The 20936-nt window shown below is 38.0% G+C and carries 25 protein-coding genes; 4 read left to right on the forward strand and 21 right to left on the reverse strand.

Translation table 11 applies throughout. From position 1 onward, the window contains the following. Positions 1–129: 129 nt before the first annotated feature. Positions 130–315 carry a DUF1059 domain-containing protein gene (locus V7O67_RS05245; RefSeq protein ID WP_406671139.1) on the reverse strand — a complete coding sequence of 62 codons (186 nt, stop codon included), beginning with the start codon at positions 313–315 and terminating at the stop codon, positions 130–132. 1126 nt (positions 316–1441) lie between these two features. Between V7O67_RS05245 and V7O67_RS05250 the strand changes: the two genes are divergently transcribed. Beyond that, positions 1442–2509: a hypothetical protein gene (locus V7O67_RS05250; RefSeq protein WP_406671140.1), complete on the forward strand. Its 1068-nt coding sequence runs from the start codon at positions 1442–1444 to the stop codon at positions 2507–2509. Positions 2510–2686: 177 nt separating this feature from the next. Here the strand turns inward: V7O67_RS05250 and V7O67_RS05255 are convergent, their stop codons facing one another. From V7O67_RS05255 to V7O67_RS05270, 4 genes are all read right to left on the reverse strand, one after another. Next, positions 2687–2869, reverse strand: coding sequence for a hypothetical protein (locus V7O67_RS05255; protein WP_406671141.1), 183 nt, complete (start codon positions 2867–2869; stop codon positions 2687–2689). 20 nt (positions 2870–2889) lie between these two features. Beyond that, the gene (locus tag V7O67_RS05260) at positions 2890–3015 is read right to left on the reverse strand and encodes a hypothetical protein (protein WP_406671143.1); all 126 of its coding nucleotides are present in this window, start codon (positions 3013–3015) and stop codon (positions 2890–2892) included. Positions 3016–3442: 427 nt separating this feature from the next. Continuing rightward, positions 3443–4267, reverse strand: a complete 825-nt coding sequence (locus V7O67_RS05265; RefSeq protein WP_406671145.1) for an archaellin/type IV pilin N-terminal domain-containing protein — start codon at positions 4265–4267, stop codon at positions 3443–3445. Positions 4268–4995: 728 nt separating this feature from the next. Beyond that, a complete protein-coding gene (locus tag V7O67_RS05270; protein ID WP_406671143.1) occupies positions 4996–5121 on the reverse strand; it encodes a hypothetical protein in 126 nt (41 codons plus the stop codon). A 532-nt stretch (positions 5122–5653) separates the two neighbouring features. Here V7O67_RS05270 and V7O67_RS05275 point away from each other — a divergent pair. Continuing rightward, positions 5654–6202 (forward strand): immunoglobulin-like domain-containing protein, encoded by a 549-nt coding sequence (locus tag V7O67_RS05275; protein ID WP_406671147.1) that lies wholly within the window; start codon positions 5654–5656, stop codon positions 6200–6202. 139 nt (positions 6203–6341) lie between these two features. On the opposite strand, the gene V7O67_RS05280 is transcribed toward V7O67_RS05275, so the two are convergent. The 14 genes from V7O67_RS05280 to V7O67_RS05345 form a co-directional block, all read right to left on the reverse strand. Continuing rightward, positions 6342–6506, reverse strand: a complete 165-nt coding sequence (locus V7O67_RS05280) for a hypothetical protein (protein ID WP_406671149.1) — start codon at positions 6504–6506, stop codon at positions 6342–6344. Further along, positions 6503–6961, reverse strand: a complete 459-nt coding sequence (locus tag V7O67_RS05285) for a hypothetical protein (protein ID WP_406671112.1) — start codon at positions 6959–6961, stop codon at positions 6503–6505. Before V7O67_RS05285 ends, V7O67_RS05280 begins: the two co-directional genes overlap by 4 nt. Positions 6962–7264: 303 nt before the next feature. Next, positions 7265–7405, reverse strand: a complete 141-nt coding sequence (locus tag V7O67_RS05290) for a hypothetical protein (RefSeq protein ID WP_406671111.1) — start codon at positions 7403–7405, stop codon at positions 7265–7267. Positions 7406–7475: 70 nt separating this feature from the next. After that, positions 7476–7757, reverse strand: coding sequence for a hypothetical protein (locus V7O67_RS05295; protein ID WP_406671109.1), 282 nt, complete (start codon positions 7755–7757; stop codon positions 7476–7478). A 4-nt stretch (positions 7758–7761) separates the two neighbouring features. Further along, positions 7762–7968: a hypothetical protein gene (locus tag V7O67_RS05300; protein WP_406671107.1), complete on the reverse strand. Its 207-nt coding sequence runs from the start codon at positions 7966–7968 to the stop codon at positions 7762–7764. After that, positions 7965–8609, reverse strand: a complete 645-nt coding sequence (locus V7O67_RS05305; protein WP_342305905.1) for an ASCH domain-containing protein — start codon at positions 8607–8609, stop codon at positions 7965–7967. Before V7O67_RS05305 ends, V7O67_RS05300 begins: the two co-directional genes overlap by 4 nt. Next, the gene (locus tag V7O67_RS05310; RefSeq protein ID WP_342305906.1) at positions 8606–8821 is read right to left on the reverse strand and encodes a hypothetical protein; all 216 of its coding nucleotides are present in this window, start codon (positions 8819–8821) and stop codon (positions 8606–8608) included. The genes V7O67_RS05305 and V7O67_RS05310 overlap by 4 nt, the downstream gene beginning before the upstream one ends. Further along, complete coding sequence (locus tag V7O67_RS05315; RefSeq protein ID WP_342305907.1) at positions 8821–9048, reverse strand: hypothetical protein; 228 nt, start codon at positions 9046–9048, stop codon at positions 8821–8823. The genes V7O67_RS05310 and V7O67_RS05315 overlap by 1 nt, the downstream gene beginning before the upstream one ends. 97 nt (positions 9049–9145) lie before the next feature. After that, complete coding sequence (locus V7O67_RS05320; protein WP_406671151.1) at positions 9146–9793, reverse strand: hypothetical protein; 648 nt, start codon at positions 9791–9793, stop codon at positions 9146–9148. Continuing rightward, entirely contained in the window at positions 9793–10197 is a 405-nt protein-coding gene (locus V7O67_RS05325) for a hypothetical protein (protein WP_406671105.1), read from the reverse strand. The genes V7O67_RS05320 and V7O67_RS05325 overlap by 1 nt, the downstream gene beginning before the upstream one ends. After that, a complete protein-coding gene (locus V7O67_RS05330) occupies positions 10198–10485 on the reverse strand; it encodes a hypothetical protein (RefSeq protein WP_342305910.1) in 288 nt (95 codons plus the stop codon). Further along, positions 10486–10800 (reverse strand): hypothetical protein, encoded by a 315-nt coding sequence (locus V7O67_RS05335; RefSeq protein ID WP_406671153.1) that lies wholly within the window; start codon positions 10798–10800, stop codon positions 10486–10488. Beyond that, entirely contained in the window at positions 10801–11178 is a 378-nt protein-coding gene (locus V7O67_RS05340; protein ID WP_406671155.1) for a hypothetical protein, read from the reverse strand. A gap of 1264 nt (positions 11179–12442) precedes the next feature. After that, positions 12443–12712: a hypothetical protein gene (locus V7O67_RS05345; RefSeq protein ID WP_342305882.1), complete on the reverse strand. Its 270-nt coding sequence runs from the start codon at positions 12710–12712 to the stop codon at positions 12443–12445. A gap of 58 nt (positions 12713–12770) precedes the next feature. On the opposite strand from V7O67_RS05345, the gene V7O67_RS05350 reads away from it, so the two are divergent. Next, positions 12771–13453, forward strand: a protein-coding gene (locus tag V7O67_RS05350; RefSeq protein WP_342303728.1) for an IS1 family transposase whose coding sequence is annotated in 2 segments (ribosomal slippage) — positions 12771–13097 and positions 13100–13453 — 681 coding nt in all. Because the reading frame shifts where the segments join, the coding sequence is not laid out codon by codon here. Between the two features lie 24 nt (positions 13454–13477). Here V7O67_RS05350 and V7O67_RS05355 read toward each other — a convergent pair. Then, positions 13478–13732, reverse strand: a complete 255-nt coding sequence (locus V7O67_RS05355) for a hypothetical protein (protein ID WP_406671157.1) — start codon at positions 13730–13732, stop codon at positions 13478–13480. A 1138-nt stretch (positions 13733–14870) separates the two neighbouring features. On the opposite strand from V7O67_RS05355, the gene V7O67_RS05360 reads away from it, so the two are divergent. After that, positions 14871–18632: a lectin like domain-containing protein gene (locus V7O67_RS05360; RefSeq protein WP_342305880.1), complete on the forward strand. Its 3762-nt coding sequence runs from the start codon at positions 14871–14873 to the stop codon at positions 18630–18632. Positions 18633–18908: 276 nt separating this feature from the next. On the opposite strand, the gene V7O67_RS05365 is transcribed toward V7O67_RS05360, so the two are convergent. After that, positions 18909–20621: an ATP-binding protein gene (locus V7O67_RS05365; protein WP_342305879.1), complete on the reverse strand. Its 1713-nt coding sequence runs from the start codon at positions 20619–20621 to the stop codon at positions 18909–18911. Positions 20622–20936 lie beyond the last annotated feature (315 nt).

Genomic DNA, 20936 nt, shown 5'->3' on the forward strand with positions numbered 1-20936 from the left:
AAAATGCGATTGACGAATCACATAAGTGGGGACGTGTAGTAGAATAAAAAAAGTAAATTTAAAACGATTTGTATTCGGATGTGACCTGCTTTTTATGAGCAAGTCACCCTCCATATACGATATTAGATATTATTCTTCTTTGATTGCTGCTTTGATTTCTTTTTGAGTTTCAGGATCATTTAATTGTTCATCAGTATAACCGTGTGCTTCTTTGGCGTGCTTTACAGCAACTTCCATCATTTCGTCCACGGTTTTTCCTTCAGCAACAAAAGGACAAGTAACCCCTACATCTTTACAAGCTAACTTATATGTCATAACTTATGACCTCCCAAGCTATAATGTCTTATTCGGCCTATATAAGAACAGTGGAATATACTCCCCATAATATAATAAAAATTAAATATTCAAATTTCTCACATTTTCCTTTATTATGAGGTTTAGGTATTACAGTTTCCTTTACTTGGCAATTTCGGAATGTTTTTAAACATAAAAACTGATTTTATTGTCGGTGAGAGACTAAATCAAACGGAGGATAAAATATGAAAATAGAATCAACACTAGGTTTAATATTTAGTGTACTAGGAATCGGTTTTGTTGTCATGTACATACTCTAAGTAGATGGATCCATTTTAACCATGCTGAATTCACCTCTAATGAATTAAACATGGCTCTCACCACCTTCCTTTATTATGGGGTTTAGGTTAATTCCGTTCTTGCTTCCATGGAATAAAACAAATAGGTGACCACACATTTCTAAAATAAAAAGAAAACCAGTGCCTAATATTCACGTTTTTCTATAATTGGCAAATTGGCTCTGTAGAAATCCTCTATATTATGGGACAAACACCTGTGTACGATTATTTTAAATGTACTGGCTGATACTGGCATGTTTTGTTAAATTGAGTCATGAAATGCTGATTTCGATAGGTTTTCTACAGAGCCGGGTAATTATACATTACAAACATCGGTATATTATTTGGATGTAAAAACTGGGGATATAGAAACCATCGAGTTCTATATGGATTTTTATATACATCCAAACTACAAATATAATAAATATAAATACCCATATAAAATGCACTATAATGAATCTGATATGTTTAATATACCATGGAAAATGGTCAAGAAATATAACTTTGTAAATAAGGAGTAGTTAAATCCTTATGTTCACTGGAAAATGACTGAACATATTATATAATTATTAATGTTGATGAATTCCTTATTCCGTTGTGAAGTTTCAAAGGAATGAACGTCATCACATTATACAAAATTGTATAGGACTATATACTTTTGTTCCATAATCCTCCCGAGACTATCTTTTTTTGAATTAGAGTAATATAGAAAACTATTTCACGTACATTCACAAAATCAGACATGCGTATTGTGAGTAATTATTAAAGAATGTGATATAATGAAATACAAAAAGTTAGTGTACATATTATTGGTGGTAAGCATTTTTCTATCTGGATGCGTAGACATTACAGATTCTTATAAGCCAGGAAATTTTGGCGCAACAGAAGAAGAAGCTGAAATGGTTGATGCAATGACTGAGAAGTATGGAGATATGACACAGGAAGGTAATCCAAGATTATTGGAAGTTATGATGACTTCTTCAATAACCAACTTCATTCCTGTTGATAAAGTATTAAAATATTCAAAGGATTCAGACAACTTATATGTCTGGTTTGTTTATGATAATTTTGACAATGATGTCTTAAACATCGAATGGACTTATCTGAATGAGGATTATCTAGTACACACATTCGAGTCCGAAACTGGCGAAGATTTTGGAAGAGGATCATTCATTCTCGAAAAGCCAGACGACGGATGGCCCATTGGTAATTATGAAGTGAAAATAATGGGCGCAGGAGTTTCAGAGTCTGTTAAATTCGAGATAATTGATGGTCCTACTGAATCAATACCATTGGACCTTTCATCTGAGAATGTAGATTCTATTAATTCCGGAGAAGATAGCAGTTCAGAAACCAGTACAACAACGCCCGGCTGGTACCTTGTAGGAGCTAAAGATTATGATACTGCGCAAAAGAGCACTGACCCTTATACATATGAACTTGACTTTAAACGGGGCGATGTAACGACATCAATGTCTCATAGAGACGGAGCAGTGTTCGCAGTAAGAACTACATGGGAAGAACCTCCAGCCTTTATTGGTAGTGAAGAACCTATGTCCATTAAAGTCATAGCAGAGGGTCTTAGGGTCGAAACAATGGGTTTACAGATAGCTCAGGTGGTTTCTTTAAAGATGGATATGCCAGATGTGGAGATAGGTGGTATTACAGCAGGTGCAATTCGTCTTGGAGATCCCATATTAGGAACGGCTATTAACTGTCATTCTAGTAATCTTGTAGAAAACAAAAAGTTGAGTGGAACATTTACTGCCAATACACCCAAGAAAGAAATAGGGGATGGAAGATTTGGACTCACAGTGACGATTACCGGTCATGCCGGAACATATGGAACCCGATATAATTATGAATGGAGAGAATGATTTATACCTCTCTAAATTGTTGGACTTAACAACATAATTTGAAGAAGTTCACGCAGGTAGGCAAGAATTTGTGGGCACATTGCAAGCAAGTGAGTTGCCTTTAAATTCCTGTCAATTTCTTTTTTTATTTGTGGTTGTTATATAATTTCCTGTTAGCACATTGTTGATATATGAAAATTACATCACCCTCATAATACAACCTTTTCCACCTGAAAAAGCAATAACAGGATAATCACCTTTCTGCAATGCTTCGGTGATAATCTCTTTTGCTATCTCTGTCATTTCCAGCATTTTAAGCTTTGAGGACATTGTAGAGATATGCCTTTGATCTCTCAGAAGTGCATCTTTATAGCAGTTCATGAAACTTCCTTTATTATGGGTTATATGAACCTCATTAAGTTCATTCTCACAGATTCCCTGATGAACTCTTCCGGGGATTCATAGCCCCACTTACCATCTTGAATTATCTTGCCGACTGCTTCAATCATAGCGTTTGGTATTTCCATATCCATTTTTCACACCTTCCTTTTATTGGCAGTTTAGGCTGCAAGAAATAAGTAAGCTTCGAGTAGGATATCAAGACTAAGATAAACCAAAAATAGAGCAAATAACCCTTTCAAAACCAATATTGTTTGTTTTTGCATTGTACTTTCTGAAAGAGATGAGCACATATATAAAAATATCGCAGGATGAATGAAAAATATATACATTCATCACTTCCTTTATTATGAGGTTTAGGACATTCCATCAAGATTTCATGGAATAAAAAAAATGTGACCACTCTTTTCTAAAAACAAAACGGAAAGTAGTACCTCTTCATCCATGTTTCCTTTACTTGACAAACTCGGACTTTCCCCCGCCTTTTCCTATATCTGGTTTTGATATGTTTTCTAAGAGCCGTTTTCCAAAATAATTGAAAGTAACAATTGTTGTTTACGGGAACAACTGCATCATTTCCTGTGCTCCGTAAGTTGATGGCATGATTATATTTACAGTGGCTGATGCACCTGCTTCCGGTGTGAGCACTATTATCAGTGGTGATCTGGGAAGAATATTCAATCCTGTTGACTTAAGCGATGAGCTTACATTTGCATCTTTCAGTGTGGTATAGCCTGTGCTTACAGTGGATAACGATGCCGTTGAGGCATAGATTATGACATAGTCTCCGGTGGTCATTGTCGGATTAGACTGCTGGAATGAGCTATCTTCATCTCTTATCTTGTCAACAGTGAAGTATGAACGCGAATTAACCAGTGTTACATTGCCTGATGATGCGGCAAGAGTGGTATTACCTGTTGCAAGAAGTTGACGATTGGTTACAGCCACAGACCCAAAACCAGACATGCTGGCATCGATTCCAAATTCCGGTGCTTTACTTCGAGTATTTCCTGCATACACTAAGTCATTAGTAGTACTGCCATCGGTTATTGAAAGAATAACCTGCTCTAGATTTACAGGTGCGCTGGCAGTGTTTAGTGTCAAAACAATTTCTAACATGTCAATTGATGCAGACATATCCAAACTGCTGTTCTTTGAGCGTATCCCAACAACATCCTCAATCATCAGATTTGAAGATACTTCCTTGCTTGCTTCTTTACCTGTTGCCTGTGATTTTTGTTGCAAGGTACCAGATGTTTGCAGCAGCACAGATGCCGCAACGGCAGCAATCAATACCATTGAAATGAATATAATTAAAGTACCAATTCCAACCTGTGCTTTATTATTTTTAATAGTTGTGAAAAACGTATCAATTATCATTCAATTTCCCAGTTCACAGTTTACTTGTTGTGTTTTTGTGCAACAGCAATATACATTAGACAGTTAGCCATATTAATATATTTCCATTGAATTATAATATAAATGGGTGTTTTTTGCCTATTTGACTGTAGAAATCCCTATTAGACTATATTCCAACATCATTAACACATAACATAATCTTTTTAAATTAGATAGAGCACAGTTTTAAACATCGCCTTGTTTCCTTTATTATGGGGTGCCAGCAACATTCAATTGAATATAATATTCAGATGCCGACTTAAAATACAATTGTGCTTATTAAAAATAGTTATATGTCCCTGCTACATCATGATGTGTGGTACATATGATTACTAATAATGTTAAAATCACAATTCTTGTTTTTTTGTATCTTTTGATGATGTTCTCTATTGTTCTATTTGCTGGATTTACCAGTTACTAATAACTGATTTCCTTTACTTGGCAGTCATGGAAACACTTTTTCATAGACAAAAAAGCCGAAATTAATATAATTTATTCCTGATTAGATAATAGAACAAGAAAAGACGTTATTAGAGGCATGTAGTATGGGTTAGTGGGGGAGTGGGGTTAGTGGGGTTAGCGTTTATACGCTTAAAATAGTTTACATGCCTCACCCTTTTAATAGTTCTCTAATATTAATAGTTTCTTATTTTAATTGGTGAGGAAAAATTTAATGATGTGGTGATGTGGTCACCTTCCTTTATTATGGGTTATATGAACCTCATTAAGTTCATTCTCACAGATTCCCTGATGAACTCTTCCGGGGATTCATAGCCCCACTTACCATCTTGAATTATCTTGCCGACTGCTTCAATCATAGCGTTTGGTATTTCCATATCCATTTTTCACACCTTCCTTTTATTGGCAGTTTAGGAATTCCACCGAGATTCCATGGAAACAAACATTGATGCCACAGTGATTCCATGGCACTAAAAAACAGGTGACCACAGGTTTCTAAAAAATAAAGAAAACCAGTGCCTATCAATCACGATTTCCTACACTTGGCAGTTTAGGATTATACATATAACTAATAAAGGAAATAATAGTGACGATGCATTATTTTGCGGCAGTTTCAAATGACATTATTCTTTTAGCAGAGGCCACTATAATAGTGGGTATTGTAGTAGTTATTGGATTGATAATATGGTTCTATAAGAAAAAAAGATAAGGAATCTCATTATTTCCTTTACTTGGCAATAATGGAACAAACAAAAACATCTTTACCGCACCTTTCCACAGTTATATCTAGTTCAATTTAAAATCAGAAAAGTTAAATATACTTTGTATGGCATATACTTCATAAGAAAACAGAACTCAAGTGTAATTTATTAAATATGTGTGTCATGCTTGTGTTATTGGTGGTTGGAAATGAAGAAACTATTAATTTTACTAATATTATTAACCGTTCTCGCAGTTGCAGGATGCGTTGAAGAAGAAATAAACGCAGATATAGAAACTGTTGATAAAGGACCCACTGAGATAGAAAATAATCAAACAGAAGAGAAAGATAATGGAATACCACTAAATGAAGTAGAAGATGAAGTAATAGATGATACTTGGGGTATTCAATTAACTGCAACTAAAGTTACTCCTACTGGAATGACGTTGGTATGTAAACAGTCAGGTGGGGAACCAACTGGAGAATTACATACTGGTAGCTATCTTGTATTAGAAGAATCAATAAATGAACAATGGTTGCCTGTAGAAATGACACCATCAGAATATGAAAGAGCTTGGACAGATGAGGCTTGGCTTATTCCAATGAATGACACTGTACAATGGGCATTTTCTTGGGAATGGATGTATGGTGAACTTCCTGAAGGTAATTACAGAATAGGTAAAGAGATTTTTGATTTCAGAAGCGCAGGAAATTACGATAAAAAGATTTACTATGCTAATTTTGAAGTAACAAATTAGTGGCTCTTTCTTGTGAATAGTCACGGATGAAAAAGATAAAAGTCTGGGTGAAGCAATCAGAATTGCTAAAATTATCGAAAGTAGACTGAATAAAGTGACTAACCACGGTCACTTCTATTTTTCTTTTTGATTTCCTTTATTATGAGGTTTCTTCGTCTGTTAATTGAATGGCTTTGTAGCTCATACCTTCGTTTATTTTCCCTACGATGATGCAAAAACCGTATTTGTTCAAGTTTTCTTTTTGTTCAACGGTTAATACACTCATGTTTTTCCTTCCTTCTTTATGAATTGTAGGAATTGTCATAAAACAATCCCTTCCTCATTCATCTTTCCAAAAAACCATTTTTTAAAATCATTTACATTTGAGAATTGATACCGTGGGGCCATGTTTTTCCAATTTGGTTCCGAACCTTTTCTAAGCATTTTCACAGCAGATTCTACATGTTCTGAAAATCTCTTATTTCTGAAATCTTCGAGATAGATATCCAGTCCTCCATCTTTTTCAGACTCTACTTTTTTGCTGACCTTTCTCTGCTTCTCTAGGACTTCCAGCTCAGCAAATTTTGCCCGGAGTTCAGATAATTCCTGTTCTTTCTGAGAAATAGTAAGCTGCACATAGTCTAGCGGAGATACTTCTTCCAGGATCTGTTTGATTCCTGCCTCCAAAACTTCAGAGAATGATTTATTGTGAAGAGATTGAGTTGATTCAAATGATGATTTTAAGTAAGGATCAATAGAAGTTGTAGTTTTGATTTTCATATAATACCACCTCCTACATTTCGTGTCGATTTTCAAATTGAATAATACCCGGAAAAAACCGAAAGCCGCATACGTACGTATGGGTACGTACGCATGCCAAGGCAACAGAGCCTCGGCTCAGTTACCTTTTAGGCTACGCCGCAGCATAGCGATACGTGTTAGGGGTCCGGGGATTTTTGGGATACGTATGGGTACGTATGCGTATTCTAAATTTTGAAAATCACACTCCTATTTCAGTCAAGTAAATCCAGAAGAAACCAAGGAGGTCCTTCTGGAGATCATTAGAAAAGTTGTTATGGAAGGTCACGCTACCACCTTTGTGAAAGCTGTGATCATCTGCTCCGTGGCCTTAGATATGGACCATACAATATTAGAAGCTCCAGCGTGTTCTGGAGAGTCACACAGAGCTCCTATGATTGAGTCATAGCTAAAGGTCTGGCTCATGGTGAGCATCTCCTCACTGCAGGGAGCTTACATTTATCCCACACCAGGACATCCTTCCAATCGTACGTACTCATACGTACTCGCCTCCATGTTTTTCACAGACATCCTTGAGAATCTTCTGGTCACACTCGATATAGATCAAGACATTCTCACAGTACATTCCAGATTCATGGTCATATTCACTGGCCATACTGTAGGATCTCGTCTTTTTCAGATGCGGAAAACGTGCATATAACTCCGATTTGAGGATCTCCCAATTCCATCTGGCTTCAGTGAATGATCTACTTTTTACAATGACAACATGCTCCACAATCGGTACGTTGAACGGACCTGATGATATTGTGAATTTCAAGTTATCACCCCCTCCGGACAATATCATGAGGAATGCTTTTGGATCCATTCCTCCAGATCCTGGCTATCCTGGTAATTCTGGCAGGCCTGCGATGTACTCGCATAGGGAGAGCACTCCGGACTCTGGGACCGTATGGATTAGGACGTGTCAATATCTTTCCTCCGGGACAAACACGGACCGAAGATTCAACCTTTCGAGGAATATACCTCAAGCTATCACCTCCTGATCTGCAGCTGCAGGAAGGTAAGAATCAATCACTGAGGTCCTTATCTTCGACCAGTTGATGCAGCCCTTTGGCATCTTGAACCCTACTCCAGGCTCCACATGCCTTACATTCTGGAAGATCCAGCCATGTACGCACATTCCTTCTTCAAAAAAGAAGGGGCTGAGATAGTGACACTCTGAGTATGCAGCGAACTTTTCCGGATTGTCAAATGGAATCGTTCCGGAGATATCCACCACGCATAAGATCTTTCCATGGGGAAGTGAGGAGATCTTCCTCCCCAGGACCTCCGTGAAGTATTTCCATTCCTTCCTGCGGACATCCCGCCGGGTTGCATAGATCGCCACAGGTCCCCTATAGTGGCAGTCCATAGACCTGATATCCAGGACCTTAATTCCCATGGCAATAAGTGAAGCCCAGGGTTGGCGTACTGCAAGGACCTTCATGACCTCCTCCGGAGCATCCAGAGGACATTCTCCCATGTTTCCAGGAATCTTATTGGTAAGGTCACAGTACCAGCTGGTACGAGGCCCTCTTACAGTATCAATCTCTTCAGGTTGGAGATGCCTGCACTTTACTTTCCTGCAGAGGCCTGTTGCAGGATGGGATCCTTCGAGCGGTCCGGTCATTTCCTCACCTTCTTGTTGACCTCATCCCCTCGTTTGATATCCTGGCATCTGCAGATGTAGTGACCACACACAGGACAGGCTCGAATGTGACTCTTAAATCCTCTGTGCATGACTCTCCTGATTATCCGACGGTGAACTTTTGCAGAAGAATGTAAGGATTTGTCCTCTTTCCCTTCTAGTTCAATGTCTGTGGATTTTGATGTATCAGACATCAGTACGCCACCTCATACAGGTCCAATATTTTGGTCAGCGTTTGCCTGCCCATATTCATCTGGCCGCATACATACCCTATTGACTTGCTTTCAAGATACAAAGCCACAGCCTTCTCTCTACGTTCAATAGGTATCTTTTTAAGAGGTGTGCCAGGTTTTCTTTTTGTGAGCTTACGGAACCTTTTCCAGTTCTTCTTTTCTTGTTGAGTGAGCTTGAATTCAGACATCAATGCATCACCTCATCTGCACTATCATCCTGGCTCTTTTCCGGATCTTTAAAATTCTCGCGTGAATAGATCTCTATGAATCTCTGCCAGCAACACATTACTCATCACCTCCCGGCAAAACCACCTCCCTACTCTCAATAGCAAGGATAAGCTGATTCAATGCTGTGCTCTTCAGTGGTCCATATTTCACATCTTTTGTGAGTGATTTAATTTCACTGGACCGAGATCTATTGTTCAAATCAAGTAGGGTGTAGATCACATCTAATGACCATTTATCGCAGTCTACACCGTCCTTACGAAGCTCAACAGAATCACTATGAATACGGCACTGGAGATTTTTAACAGCCGTGAGATCTCTCCATTCATTTGAGGGCGGATTGTAGAGCAATGGCTGTTCAGTTTTGGATATTTCTTGTTCACACCCCTTAGTCCCTCTCGACTGGTATTCATCAGAGTGGAAACAAGATTCACACACCATTTCATCACCAGTCAGTTCCTGGGATATCATCTTATGAAGATCTACCAGACAGCCACACTCAGAACATAAAAACTCATCAACACAGGATCCTTCACTCTGTTGTCGGAGTTCCTCTTGATTGCTTTCTATGGGGTCCATATGGTCCACGGATTCCTCACATATAGCTTCTTGACAGTTTTCATGTGCCTCACCTAATATCTGCGTCAGCAGACCCACGAGTTCAGGAGACGGTGATAAAAGTACGTTGATAGTGATTTCTCCAGACATTACTCATCATCTCCTTCTGAGTGTTCCAGAGTGAGATACTTGTGGTAGTGTTCTATGTACCTGGCACGTGTGGCTTTCCATCCAGCCAGTAATGCAAATAGTATGAGTAGCAGCATGAATCCTGCATAGATCTGCATAGCCATCTCAACAGGGAAATAGAACACATATCTGATTGTGAGAACTGATCCAGAAACAGCGCCAATCAAAAAGTGATAAGCTTCGCCATATTTCACAATTTCAGGAGTGAATGGGCCATCCGTAGGTTTTGGTGCATCCTTGATCTCCTGCAGTTTCTCTGCAGGTATGCCTGTAAGCTTGCTTACAATGCGTGCTTCTATTGTGATTACAGGCGAATGATCAGGGAAGACTTCAACACATTCAGGAAAGGTTTGATCAGAGGTCATTTAGATCACCCCAAATGATTGAAATACAACTACACCAAAAGTCCAAAAGTACAAAATTGACATGAGTATTAGCCCACCCCGGACCACAGCTTTTGAAAAGCCATATAATTCTGCTTTCCACCCGGGAATAATTTCCAGCCAGGAAACATACACGTATCCATCATTATCTGTACGAAGGCTAGCACTGGACATCTGATCAGGGTGCATGCCTGTTATTATACTGGAGCCTGCCTCATCGTCTGGGTCTGCGATTACCCAGCGAACACGCACGACGGGAGTGAGTTTCATTTACTCTCCCTCCTGAAACTCAGCCAGTACTTGAGGTATGTAATCAAGACCCAGCTTTGCAAGTTCTTGCTTTTTGAATTCCTCGATCTCTTCACGAGTAATCAGAGGAGGTAGAAGAGCGGACCCTATGGTGTGGATGGTACGAGTGGGGGTTAAAGAAGGGTCCGCCGTTTCATTGGAAAGTGTAGCCTCTAACCTGGCCTGCAGGATAGAAAAGAATGCTTTGTTATTCTCTATTTTCAGATTAATCTCTGAAAGAGTAGCATTAAACGCATCATCAGATGAAAGAACAAATGGAAGAGTACTTGATGACATTTAGAACACCTCTTTCTTCACTGGCTCAAGCCATTCGACAAAACTGATATTTTTTCTTGAAACAGGTCTGATTTGAAGGCACTTTGATTTTGCAGGGATATCTATGACCTCATTGCCTTGAACCACAACCTTACGATATCGCCACTGTCGAATGAGCGTTTGAACTCTGATATCCTCAAGGATGATTTTAGTACAGGTACGCAGGCTTGTCTTATCTCCTAAAGAGTTGTATTTTTCCTGAAAATGAGTGCAAAACTCATCAAAAGAAATTTTGTCGAATAAGTTGTACTTTGCGTACAATTTTTCCAGAGTTTTGATCTCTACACCAGCACTAGTATGAAAGTCAGAGCTATCGCTATTATTAATATTTGTCTTCATTACACAATCCTTCTTTAAGGTTTAATTGTGCCAGAGTCGTCAAACTCTAACAGAGAAAAATCTCTTTTTTACATATATAAAGTTTATTCAAAAATCATTCCCAAATAGGCGAATGTTCGTAATTAGTCGAAGGTAGTTAAATTAGGCTGACAATATTAAAATACTATCACGACTAATACTGAATTATCCTAATGTAAAGACCTGCGTCAACAGGATAAAAACCGTGATTCTACACAATCCCACGGTTTACTTCTTCTCATTGGGAGTACATGCCCCTAGGATTTGGACCTGAATTTTGGGTTCGAATCCCGGTCGGCGCATTCAACTTTTTTTGTTTGATTTTTCTCATGTAAAAGTTTGCACTTTATAGTTTTCAATAACACAGGTTACCGGTTGAGCAAGGATTGCATTATCAAAGTCATTCAACACTATGCTAAACCTCTTGGTCTGCATGATCATCACGGACCTTTGCACACTCGTCTTACTTCTCATTGCTTGCGTGGTTTTTTACCACACAAATGCAAAGAGCAAGTATGGACGAAATATACATTAAACGGTTTCGTGGTGATTCCCTGAAAAAGAAAAATGGGCTAATAATTATATATAATTCGATATGGAACTTATCAGGGAAGAATATCTAAAATATGTTCCCAGGTTAAGCAATTGATTTTAACAAGCCTAAGTACACACATTTAAAGGCAGGATTCAGGGAATATAAGGTGAAAAATAATGAGCATACCATATTCCTATTAAAAGAAAATAGGATTCACCAAGAATACTTAATATTACATAAAGAAGAAGGCTACGAGCGAAAAATCGTTGAGCCTAAACGCCTATGATGGGAAGGAGGAGAGGTTGGAACAACCCCGTTCCAGCATTAAGTCCCATCAGCTACCAATGGATTTCACTAACTCTCAAATCCAAATAAATTTAAATATTTGGAATCTTAGTTGAATAGTGATTTCAATTGTACGATTCAGACACATGGATTAATTATTAATCAAAATTTATTATATCGTCTAACAAACTATCTACATTAAATAATTTTTCTTTAACGATTGAATGTAAAGTACCAAACAATTCGAACGCCTCTATTGTTTTCAGCTCATTTGTACTGTAAACTACCATGGGGTAATTTTCCCGTAACTATTCAGCCTACCACAATTAGCCTATTGATACTGATTTAATCAAAACGGAGATGTTTGCTCACTAACAACCTAAGAATCAAAAAAGCAATCAATGGCAACAATCAAAATTAATGATCCTAATAATATGTAGGTCTCAACTTTTTGTCAAGATTGCTATTGATAGTGTTTTTATCAGGCTGAATAGTTACATTTTCCCAAACTGTAACACTTAGTAATTCATCAGTATCCTTGTTTTTTGGGTACAGATATAAATAATAATCTTCACTACTTTTTCTAATACCCCATACCGATTTATTATCATACTTGAAAAAATATTCACTACCGCTTGCATCTAGATTTATCCCAGAAATTTTATCTGCATGAGAAATCATTGATTTTACAGCCATAATAATTTGGCTTTGGTAATTAAACATCGTTATATAATATGATGGCCTCTTTTTATATATGAATTGTCCAAAGTGTAAGAGTTCCAGTCATAAGAAGAACGGTAGGATTGATGGTCGACAACGCTACAAATGCCATGATTGTGGATACAACTATTCAGTAGATATAAAATCCACCGCTAGCCCCGTATCTGTTAAGCGACAGGCTTTACAACTCTATCTGGAGGGGTTGGGATTTCGTTCAATTGGACGTTTTTTGGGCGTTAGTCATGTTTCTGTTCAAAAATGGATTCGAAAATTTGGTAGTGAATTAGAGGATCTAAAAAGTGAAAATGAGATTTCTGTTGTGGAATTGGACGAGATGCATACTTATATTGGGAATAAAAAAACTACTGCTGGATATGGATTGCTGTTGATAGATATGGGAAGAAATTCATCGATTGCTCTTTTGGCAGCAGAGGAACAAAAACAGGACAAAAACTCTGGAAAAAGTTAAAGACAAAAGAGGTTGGGGAAGTAATGACGGATTATTGGAGGGCATATGCCAAGTTAGTCCCCAGAAACATCCATACTCGATCAAAAGCAGAAACATATACTGTTGAAGGATACAACAGCATATTTAGGCATTTCCTGGCAAGACTAAGGAGAAAGTCAAAGTGTTATACTAAAAGTCTTGAAATGCTAAAAATCTCCGTTTTGCTCTTGATGAAATATAGGAATAAAGAACTAGCTATGTTTAATTAACAATGCCAATAATTTTACTCATATTTACCTCTTTATCAGTCCATCATATGATTGAACATTTATAGTTCTTAACTTTTCACGTAGTTCATTAACTATATTACTTTTTATTGCTTCAGTTAGACCTTTAGGATTTTCAGCATACCTAGTGATTTTATTATAAATCCCACCACATTTTTCAACTAAGATTTCATTTCCCTTCATTTCCCCTGATATTTCATTAAAGAGTTTAATAACTTCATATCTTTGATTTGAATCATCAGCATCTAAACCGTTCAACATTTCAACCTTAGTTGTTAGTTCTGTTAAAGTGATTTGGAAGGAATAATTAAGCAGTAAATGAAAAATTGATGTAATTGATTTTTTTTTGTAACTATTCAGCCTGATAAAAACGCTATCAATAACAATCTTGACAAAAAGTTGAAACGTAAATTTCATTCGGATCATTTATTTTGATTGTTGCTATTGATTGCTTTTTTGATTGTTAGATTGTTAGTGAGCAGACATCTCTATTTCGATGAAATCAGTACCAATAGGCAAATCGTGCCAGGCTGAATAGTTACGATAAATAAATAAACAGCAATTGCAGCAGCAAGCCCAGAAAAAATTGAACTTACAAAGACTGTGGCATCATAAATAGTAGTAAAATCCATATATTTATTCCTTTATTTTGAAATTATCCCCTTGTAAGAATCGCAATAATTGATACACAAATTAACCAGCATGGTTTGAACTTAGTGAATATCCATAGTGCATCCAATAATTTAACGATAATAGCAGTACTTTGAGCAGATACTCCATAAAACATTGGCTACTACTTATTAAGAGTTATATGTAGCATCTTTAAATTATTAAATATACCTATTTATAATTACACATGACATATTAATATTTTGTTATTGTACCAGATAATACAAAATTGCATATAAAAAGAACTATACCATCAATTATAATTCTGTGTCAAACAGCATTTTAAATTTAGGTTTTGGTGTGATATGTCGAGATTGAAGAACAATTATCAGAATTCAAGCATCTTTTTAACCTTCTCACCTATCAGGGAATCACATATTCATAAATCAATTCTTCAGATGCATGATAGAACAGAGCAGCACCTAAACTCATAAAGGCACCTTGCAGGAAGGAAGCAAAGAGATTTTGCAGCATCCACATGGTGAGATCATGGGAAGTAAACAAGGTGTTTCCCTGGATAATGAAAGAAGAATTTGTTATATTGCTAGTGTTTAGATATATTTTATTCCTCAATTGTTATTTCTAAATCAGTGTCCTGTTCTTTCTGGGTATTGAGTTCATCCGGGTTATGCCTGGAATGAAATCCTCTTTTCTTTTTGTACGTAAACGCAACATTAATATCATTAACAATATATTACTTAATTTTATATTTAGGGCCAGAGGATGCAAGATGAAAAAATTAATGCTATTGAATAAGTTGTTTCTTATATGTGGGCTTGTGCTGATCTTAGCTTCAATTCCCGCTAATGCGGCAGAATTTGATGTGGATGTTGGATTTAATTCCACCGGGTCTAATGTTGGGTCACAAATATCCGTAGCACCTCTTAATCCTGCATTCGTTCAATATCAGGAAGAACTGAAGCAGAGTCAAAACGATGTTCCTGCTAGTGTGGATACAAATGGCAGCACTAACACATTTGCTCCTTCAAGTGTTATATTACCGGATAGTTCAGGGGAGAACTCACATCTGAACCTTTTGAGCAGCATTAATCTTTTTGAGGAAGATGGTTTCCCTAATGAGTTCGCACATCCCACTGGGCTGATGCCATCACCTGTGGACCTTTCTCATCTATCTCCTGTGAATATGGATGAGCTGTTGGCAAGTGAAGGATCTGGTTTTAGTCCCTCCAGCATCATGCCGACTGGTTTAGAGGTATATCCATCTCGTTATGACTTACGTGATAACAATGGGGTCACAGCAGTAAGGGATCAGGGTTATGCCGGGAGTTGCTGGGCTCATGCAAGTATCGGTTCTCTGGAATCATTTTTACTGCACAATCAGTCTGATACCTGGGATATTTCAGAGAACAATGCCAAGAATATTCTTGTATCTTCAAATCAGGATGGTTTTGACCGTGCTCATGGTGATGGCGGAAACAATCTGATCACAACTGCCTATTTCACCAGATGGGATGGTCCGGTGGTTGAGTCCGATGATCCTTACAACGATCTTTCAGGTATATCTCCCTCCAATACAACAGTGGCAAAACATGTTCAGGAAGTAATGATACTGCCAGGAGTAAATGAATCAAATGATCTCTTCAAATGGATGATCACTAATTATGGTGCTATCTCAGTATCCATGTGGTATGATGGCTCATGTTTCAATTCAGAGAACAATACTTATTATTACTACGATGAAATCAGGGGTACAAATCACGCTGTAACTTTAGTGGGCTGGGATGATGATTTCGACAGGCATAATTTTACTCAAACTGCTCCGGGAAACGGGGCTTTTATCATCAAGAATTCCTGGGGTACCAATTGGGGTGAAGATGGCTATTTCTATACATCGTATTATGACAACGCAACTGGACTCGATATAGGATTTTATGGATTAAATACTAAGCCTTATGGGCGTAATTTCATGTTTACGGCAGAAAATGTCAGTAATTACGACCATATATATCAGCACGATCCACTTGGATGGACTGCATGCACAGGTTACAACAATACTACAGCATACGGGGCAAATGTCTTCACTGCAACAACAAATGAATCACTTGAAGCCGTAAGTTTCTATACCGTTGACTCAAACTCATTCTATAACATCTCGGTCTACCGTGACCCCGAAACCGGTCCTGTCAATAGTTCAGGCCCTGTTTCTGTGCAGAATGGAAGCATTCCAATAGCTGGTTATCACACAGTTGACCTTGATACAAATGTTTCACTTCTTCAAGGGCAGAATTTCTCAGTAGTAGTCGAATTTACAACGCCGAATTACAATTATCCGATTGCTATCGAAAAAACAATATCTGGATACAGCAGCAATGCTCATGCTGAAGCAGGGCAAAGTTATATGAGTCAAAATGGAACGGAATGGGAAGATATATCCGAATCCGACAAGAATGTATGTATCAAGGCTTTCACAAAAGAGGAAAAAGTACCTAAAGCAGCATTTGTTGCAGGTACCAAGATTGTCCATATTAATGAGTCCGTAGACTTCCACGATGCAAGTCTCTTTTCTCCGACTGTATGGGAATGGGACTTTGGAGACAACAATAGCTCTACGTTGCAGAATCCAGTGCACACATATGCAAATTCTGGGGTCTATAATGTTTCACTCAATGCAACGAACTTCGTTGGCAGTAATGTTTCACTAAAAAGTTCTTTCATTCATGTACTTAATTCAACCATTATTGTGAACAGCAGTGGATCCGCTGATTTCACAAGCATTCGTGAAGCTATTAATGCTGCATCGGATGGCGATACTATAATGGTGGAACCGGGAATTTATAGTGAGAACCTTTATTTTGCAGATGACAATATTAGCCTTGTTTCATCCACTGGCAACCCTGTAGATGTTAGTGTTGTTTCCCCAGATTCCGATGACAGTACAATCGTTATAATAGCGGATGATATTGCGATTACCGGCATAAATGTTTCCGGCGGTTCGCGGGGAATATATATTTCTGGATCAAGTGGATGTAACATAACTAATTGTTATGCTGCGGATAATTTCATTGGTATCTATCTGTCTTCTTCACAGAACAACAGTATATCGAATTGTACCATGGATGACAATGGATATGGATTAGTAGTACAACGATCCAACAGCAACTATTTTGCAGACAACTCCCTGGTCAACAATATCTTTGATTGCGTCTTTGATTCAGAACCCAACACTGTGACTACGGGCAATACAATTAATGGCAAGGCCATTTACTATCTCGTGAACAGTTCTGATATGACTATCGATTCTGCTTCAAATGCCGGGCTTGTACATCTCATCAATTGCTCAAATATAACTGTACAGGATGTGGATATTACACGTAATCATTATGGTTTTTACCTTTACAACAGCAGCAATATCACTCTCACAAATTGTACATCTCTGGTTAATGCATATGGTGTCTACCTTTCTTCTTCCCACAACAACACAATGTATGATTGCAACATAAGTGCTAATATAATGTATGGGCTCTCGCTCACAGGATCCAGTGACAATTTGTTCTATAACAACTATTTCAACAATAGTTACAGCAATGTCCGTGTTTCCGGTGGAGCCGCCAATGAATGGAACACTGCAATGACTTCCGGCATCAATATCATCAATGGGACTTACCTTGGAGGCAACTTCTGGGCACAACCGGACAGTACAGGCTGGAGCCAGACACAATACTCTGTTGGAAATGGTTTCTGCCAGCCGTATGAAATAACGGATGACGGTAACAACACTGACCTTCTTCCACTGACCAGCAACGGACAACAACCAGAACTTGTTGAGAGTACTGCTCGCAGTGATAATGATGGCGTACATGTTCGCATTGGTGCCAGTTCAGTCCCTTCCTCAAAAGTAGCTGCAATGGACTCAAGTATTCGATACGTAGGCAGAGGCGGTGAAGTACAGTATGCTTTTACTGACAAGAAGACCCCTGTAACTGACATAAGGTTTGAGGCAGAAACCAATGAAGGATATGTTATGGCCACTGTCAATTTGTTGGATGAGCCTTCAGAGGAAATGCCTGCATCTCCTACTGTAAAACGCTACCAAAGTATGGACATAGTTCTGGGGGATGAGAGATTATCATCTTCAGACTGCATGGAAGGCGCAGTAATAGGATTTACTGTCTCAAAAGAATGGGTCTTATCTAATAATATAGACAAGACAAGTATTCGTATGGAGCACTATTCTGGCAGTGTCTGGGACAAATTACCCACTACGGTAATTGGTGAGGACGACGAGAATATCTATTTTGAATCTATAACAACCAGCTTCTCACCTTTTGTTATATGTGCAGATATAATTGGTACAAATATAAATGTTGGAAGCCCAGGTACAGAAATCCCTTCGAGAGATGATTATGATGTATTCTCAGTAACAGACGAAAATGTTCAGGATACTGATAAGAATGGGCAAGGGGAAAAAGCGTTGATTTTACCTTTCTTTGGTCTTGTCACAGTCTTAGGTTTGATTTACTGGAAGAAGTGATCAAAAGGAAAACTTTGATTTCCTTTTTTTAGAGGGTTTCTACAGCTATCATTTGAAGGTCTGTGAGTTGGCTCGTAGAAAACCTCTGAAAATCGGCATATTCTGAATACAATTGGCACATTTCTTCTAATATCAGGTAATATATTTGGAATGATTGTATGCTAGATTTTCGTCAAAAGATCGAGGATTTGTCCTTTTTAAATTATTATGTTAGAATAACATAGAAAATAGGCTTTCTATAGAGTCAATTTCATAGCAATATAAAAACAAGTGGCATCAATCATCACAAACGTCACGATTTATTGGAAGCATAACTCTGAAGTTGCTGCCTTTTCCAGGTTCGCTCTCGATCCTGATAGTCCCATTATGCATTTGGACATATTCTTTAACAAGAGTAAGTCCAAGTCCTGCACCGCCATACCTGCGTGTACTTGACCCGTCAACCTGTACAAAGGGTTCGAATATCTTTTCTATGTCATAGTCTGCAATACCAATTCCGTTATCAATGACGGAAACTTCAATGTTACCGTTTTTCTGTGTGACCTTGATTGTCACCATGCCGCCTTCTTGTGTGAATTTAAGGGAATTCTCCACCAATTTGTAAATGATTTCTTTGAATTTATTGGCATCAGCACAGATTTGTGGAATATGGGAGTCCCCACTGATATTAATGGATATGTTTTTCCTTGAAGACAAGAAATATACCTTTCTCTTGATTTGTTCAATGGTTTCCATGATATCAAGTATTTCAGGCTTGAACTCCAGCGACCCGGACTCGATTTTAGACAGATCCAATACATTGTCAACAAGACTTAGGAGCGAATGACCGTTCTTATTTATGATTTGAAGATATTTTTTTTGTTCCCCGGTAATTTCACCAGAAGTGCCATCTAACATAATGGCTGAAAAGCCCATTATGGAATTCAGGGGTGTCCTCAGTTCATGGTTCATATTAGACAAAAGCTCGCTCTTAAAGCGATTTGCATCCTCAGCGGTAATCTTTGCAAGCAACATATGTTCTTCTGCTTTTTTGCGCTCTGTGATATCAAGGGCAAAACCATCTATCATGAAAGCTCCCTCTTCCAGTTCACCGCTCGCTATTGCGTTAATTAACAGGCACAGTTCCTTGCCATCTGGACGTAAAGCTTCACATTCAAAATTCTCAACATACCCCTGTTCTTTAAGGATATTTACTACTTCTTTGCTACAAGCAGGTTCAATGTACAGTTGTTCTCCTATATCCTGGAAGTGCCTGGCGATTTGCTCAGTTTTGCTCAGGCCTACAATTCTGGACATTTCCGGATTTATCTGAATATTTTTTCCTTCAGAACTGGTACGGAACATTCCAACAGGAACATTATCTATAAAGTTTTGAAGCTTTGCCTCATTTTCTTTCAGAGCATCCTGAGTCCTTTTACGGAATAATTGATTATTAAGAAGAGTTCCCAGCAACACAGTTCCTATGGGATATATCAACATTACAGGAAAACTGATGTGATTTAGAACTTCCATGCCAACTTGCCAGGGAAGCAGCAACATGTACATAAGCATGACAATGTGGATCACAATACCAAAAATGTACAACTCAAACATACTGAAGAGTTTTTTGAAGCTTTCATGAAACTGTCTCCATAGTAGTCCTAATATCACAGAACTCATTGTTACTGCAATGCCAGCCACTGCGCCAGCACCGCCTTCATAGAGGCGGTAGGAACCAACAATTATTGCTCCAATGACAGCCGGAGTAAATCCAAAGAAAAGGCCGACTATACTTAGCAGAATAGAACGTGTATCGAAGATTATTCCAGGAGAAAGTTCCCATGGATTTAGCATCAAAGCAATGCCTATAAGGCCAATGATAATCCCTGCAACCGTACTTCTTAAGCGCGTGTTCATGTGCATATCGAAAAAAAGAACATCATACATGACACCTAGGGAAAGTAGCAAGGCTGCATTATTTATGAGAGCAATTAGCATTTCAATATTCATACAACACCTTTCTATCAGATAAATTAGGTCAATAACTGAACATTTCTCTCTTTTTGAATCAATCAATACTTAACATGGCCTTGTGAAATTCTGTGTTTTTTCTGAATACTTGAAATAAGAGTAATCAAATCAAATTCAACTTGATATTTCGTGTAGTTCCTTATTTTTTGAGATGCGTGGCTATAGAAGTATGGCTGTATATATAAATATTGTATGAATTTTATACAAATGTTCGAAAAAACAAATCATTGAAAAATACCATCATTATAATCTATAATGGCAGGGTTTTGCTGCAGAACCAAAAAAGTAATAAAA

Source organism: Methanolobus sp. ZRKC4 (assembly GCF_045291305.1).
GTDB lineage: Archaea > Halobacteriota > Methanosarcinia > Methanosarcinales > Methanosarcinaceae > Methanolobus.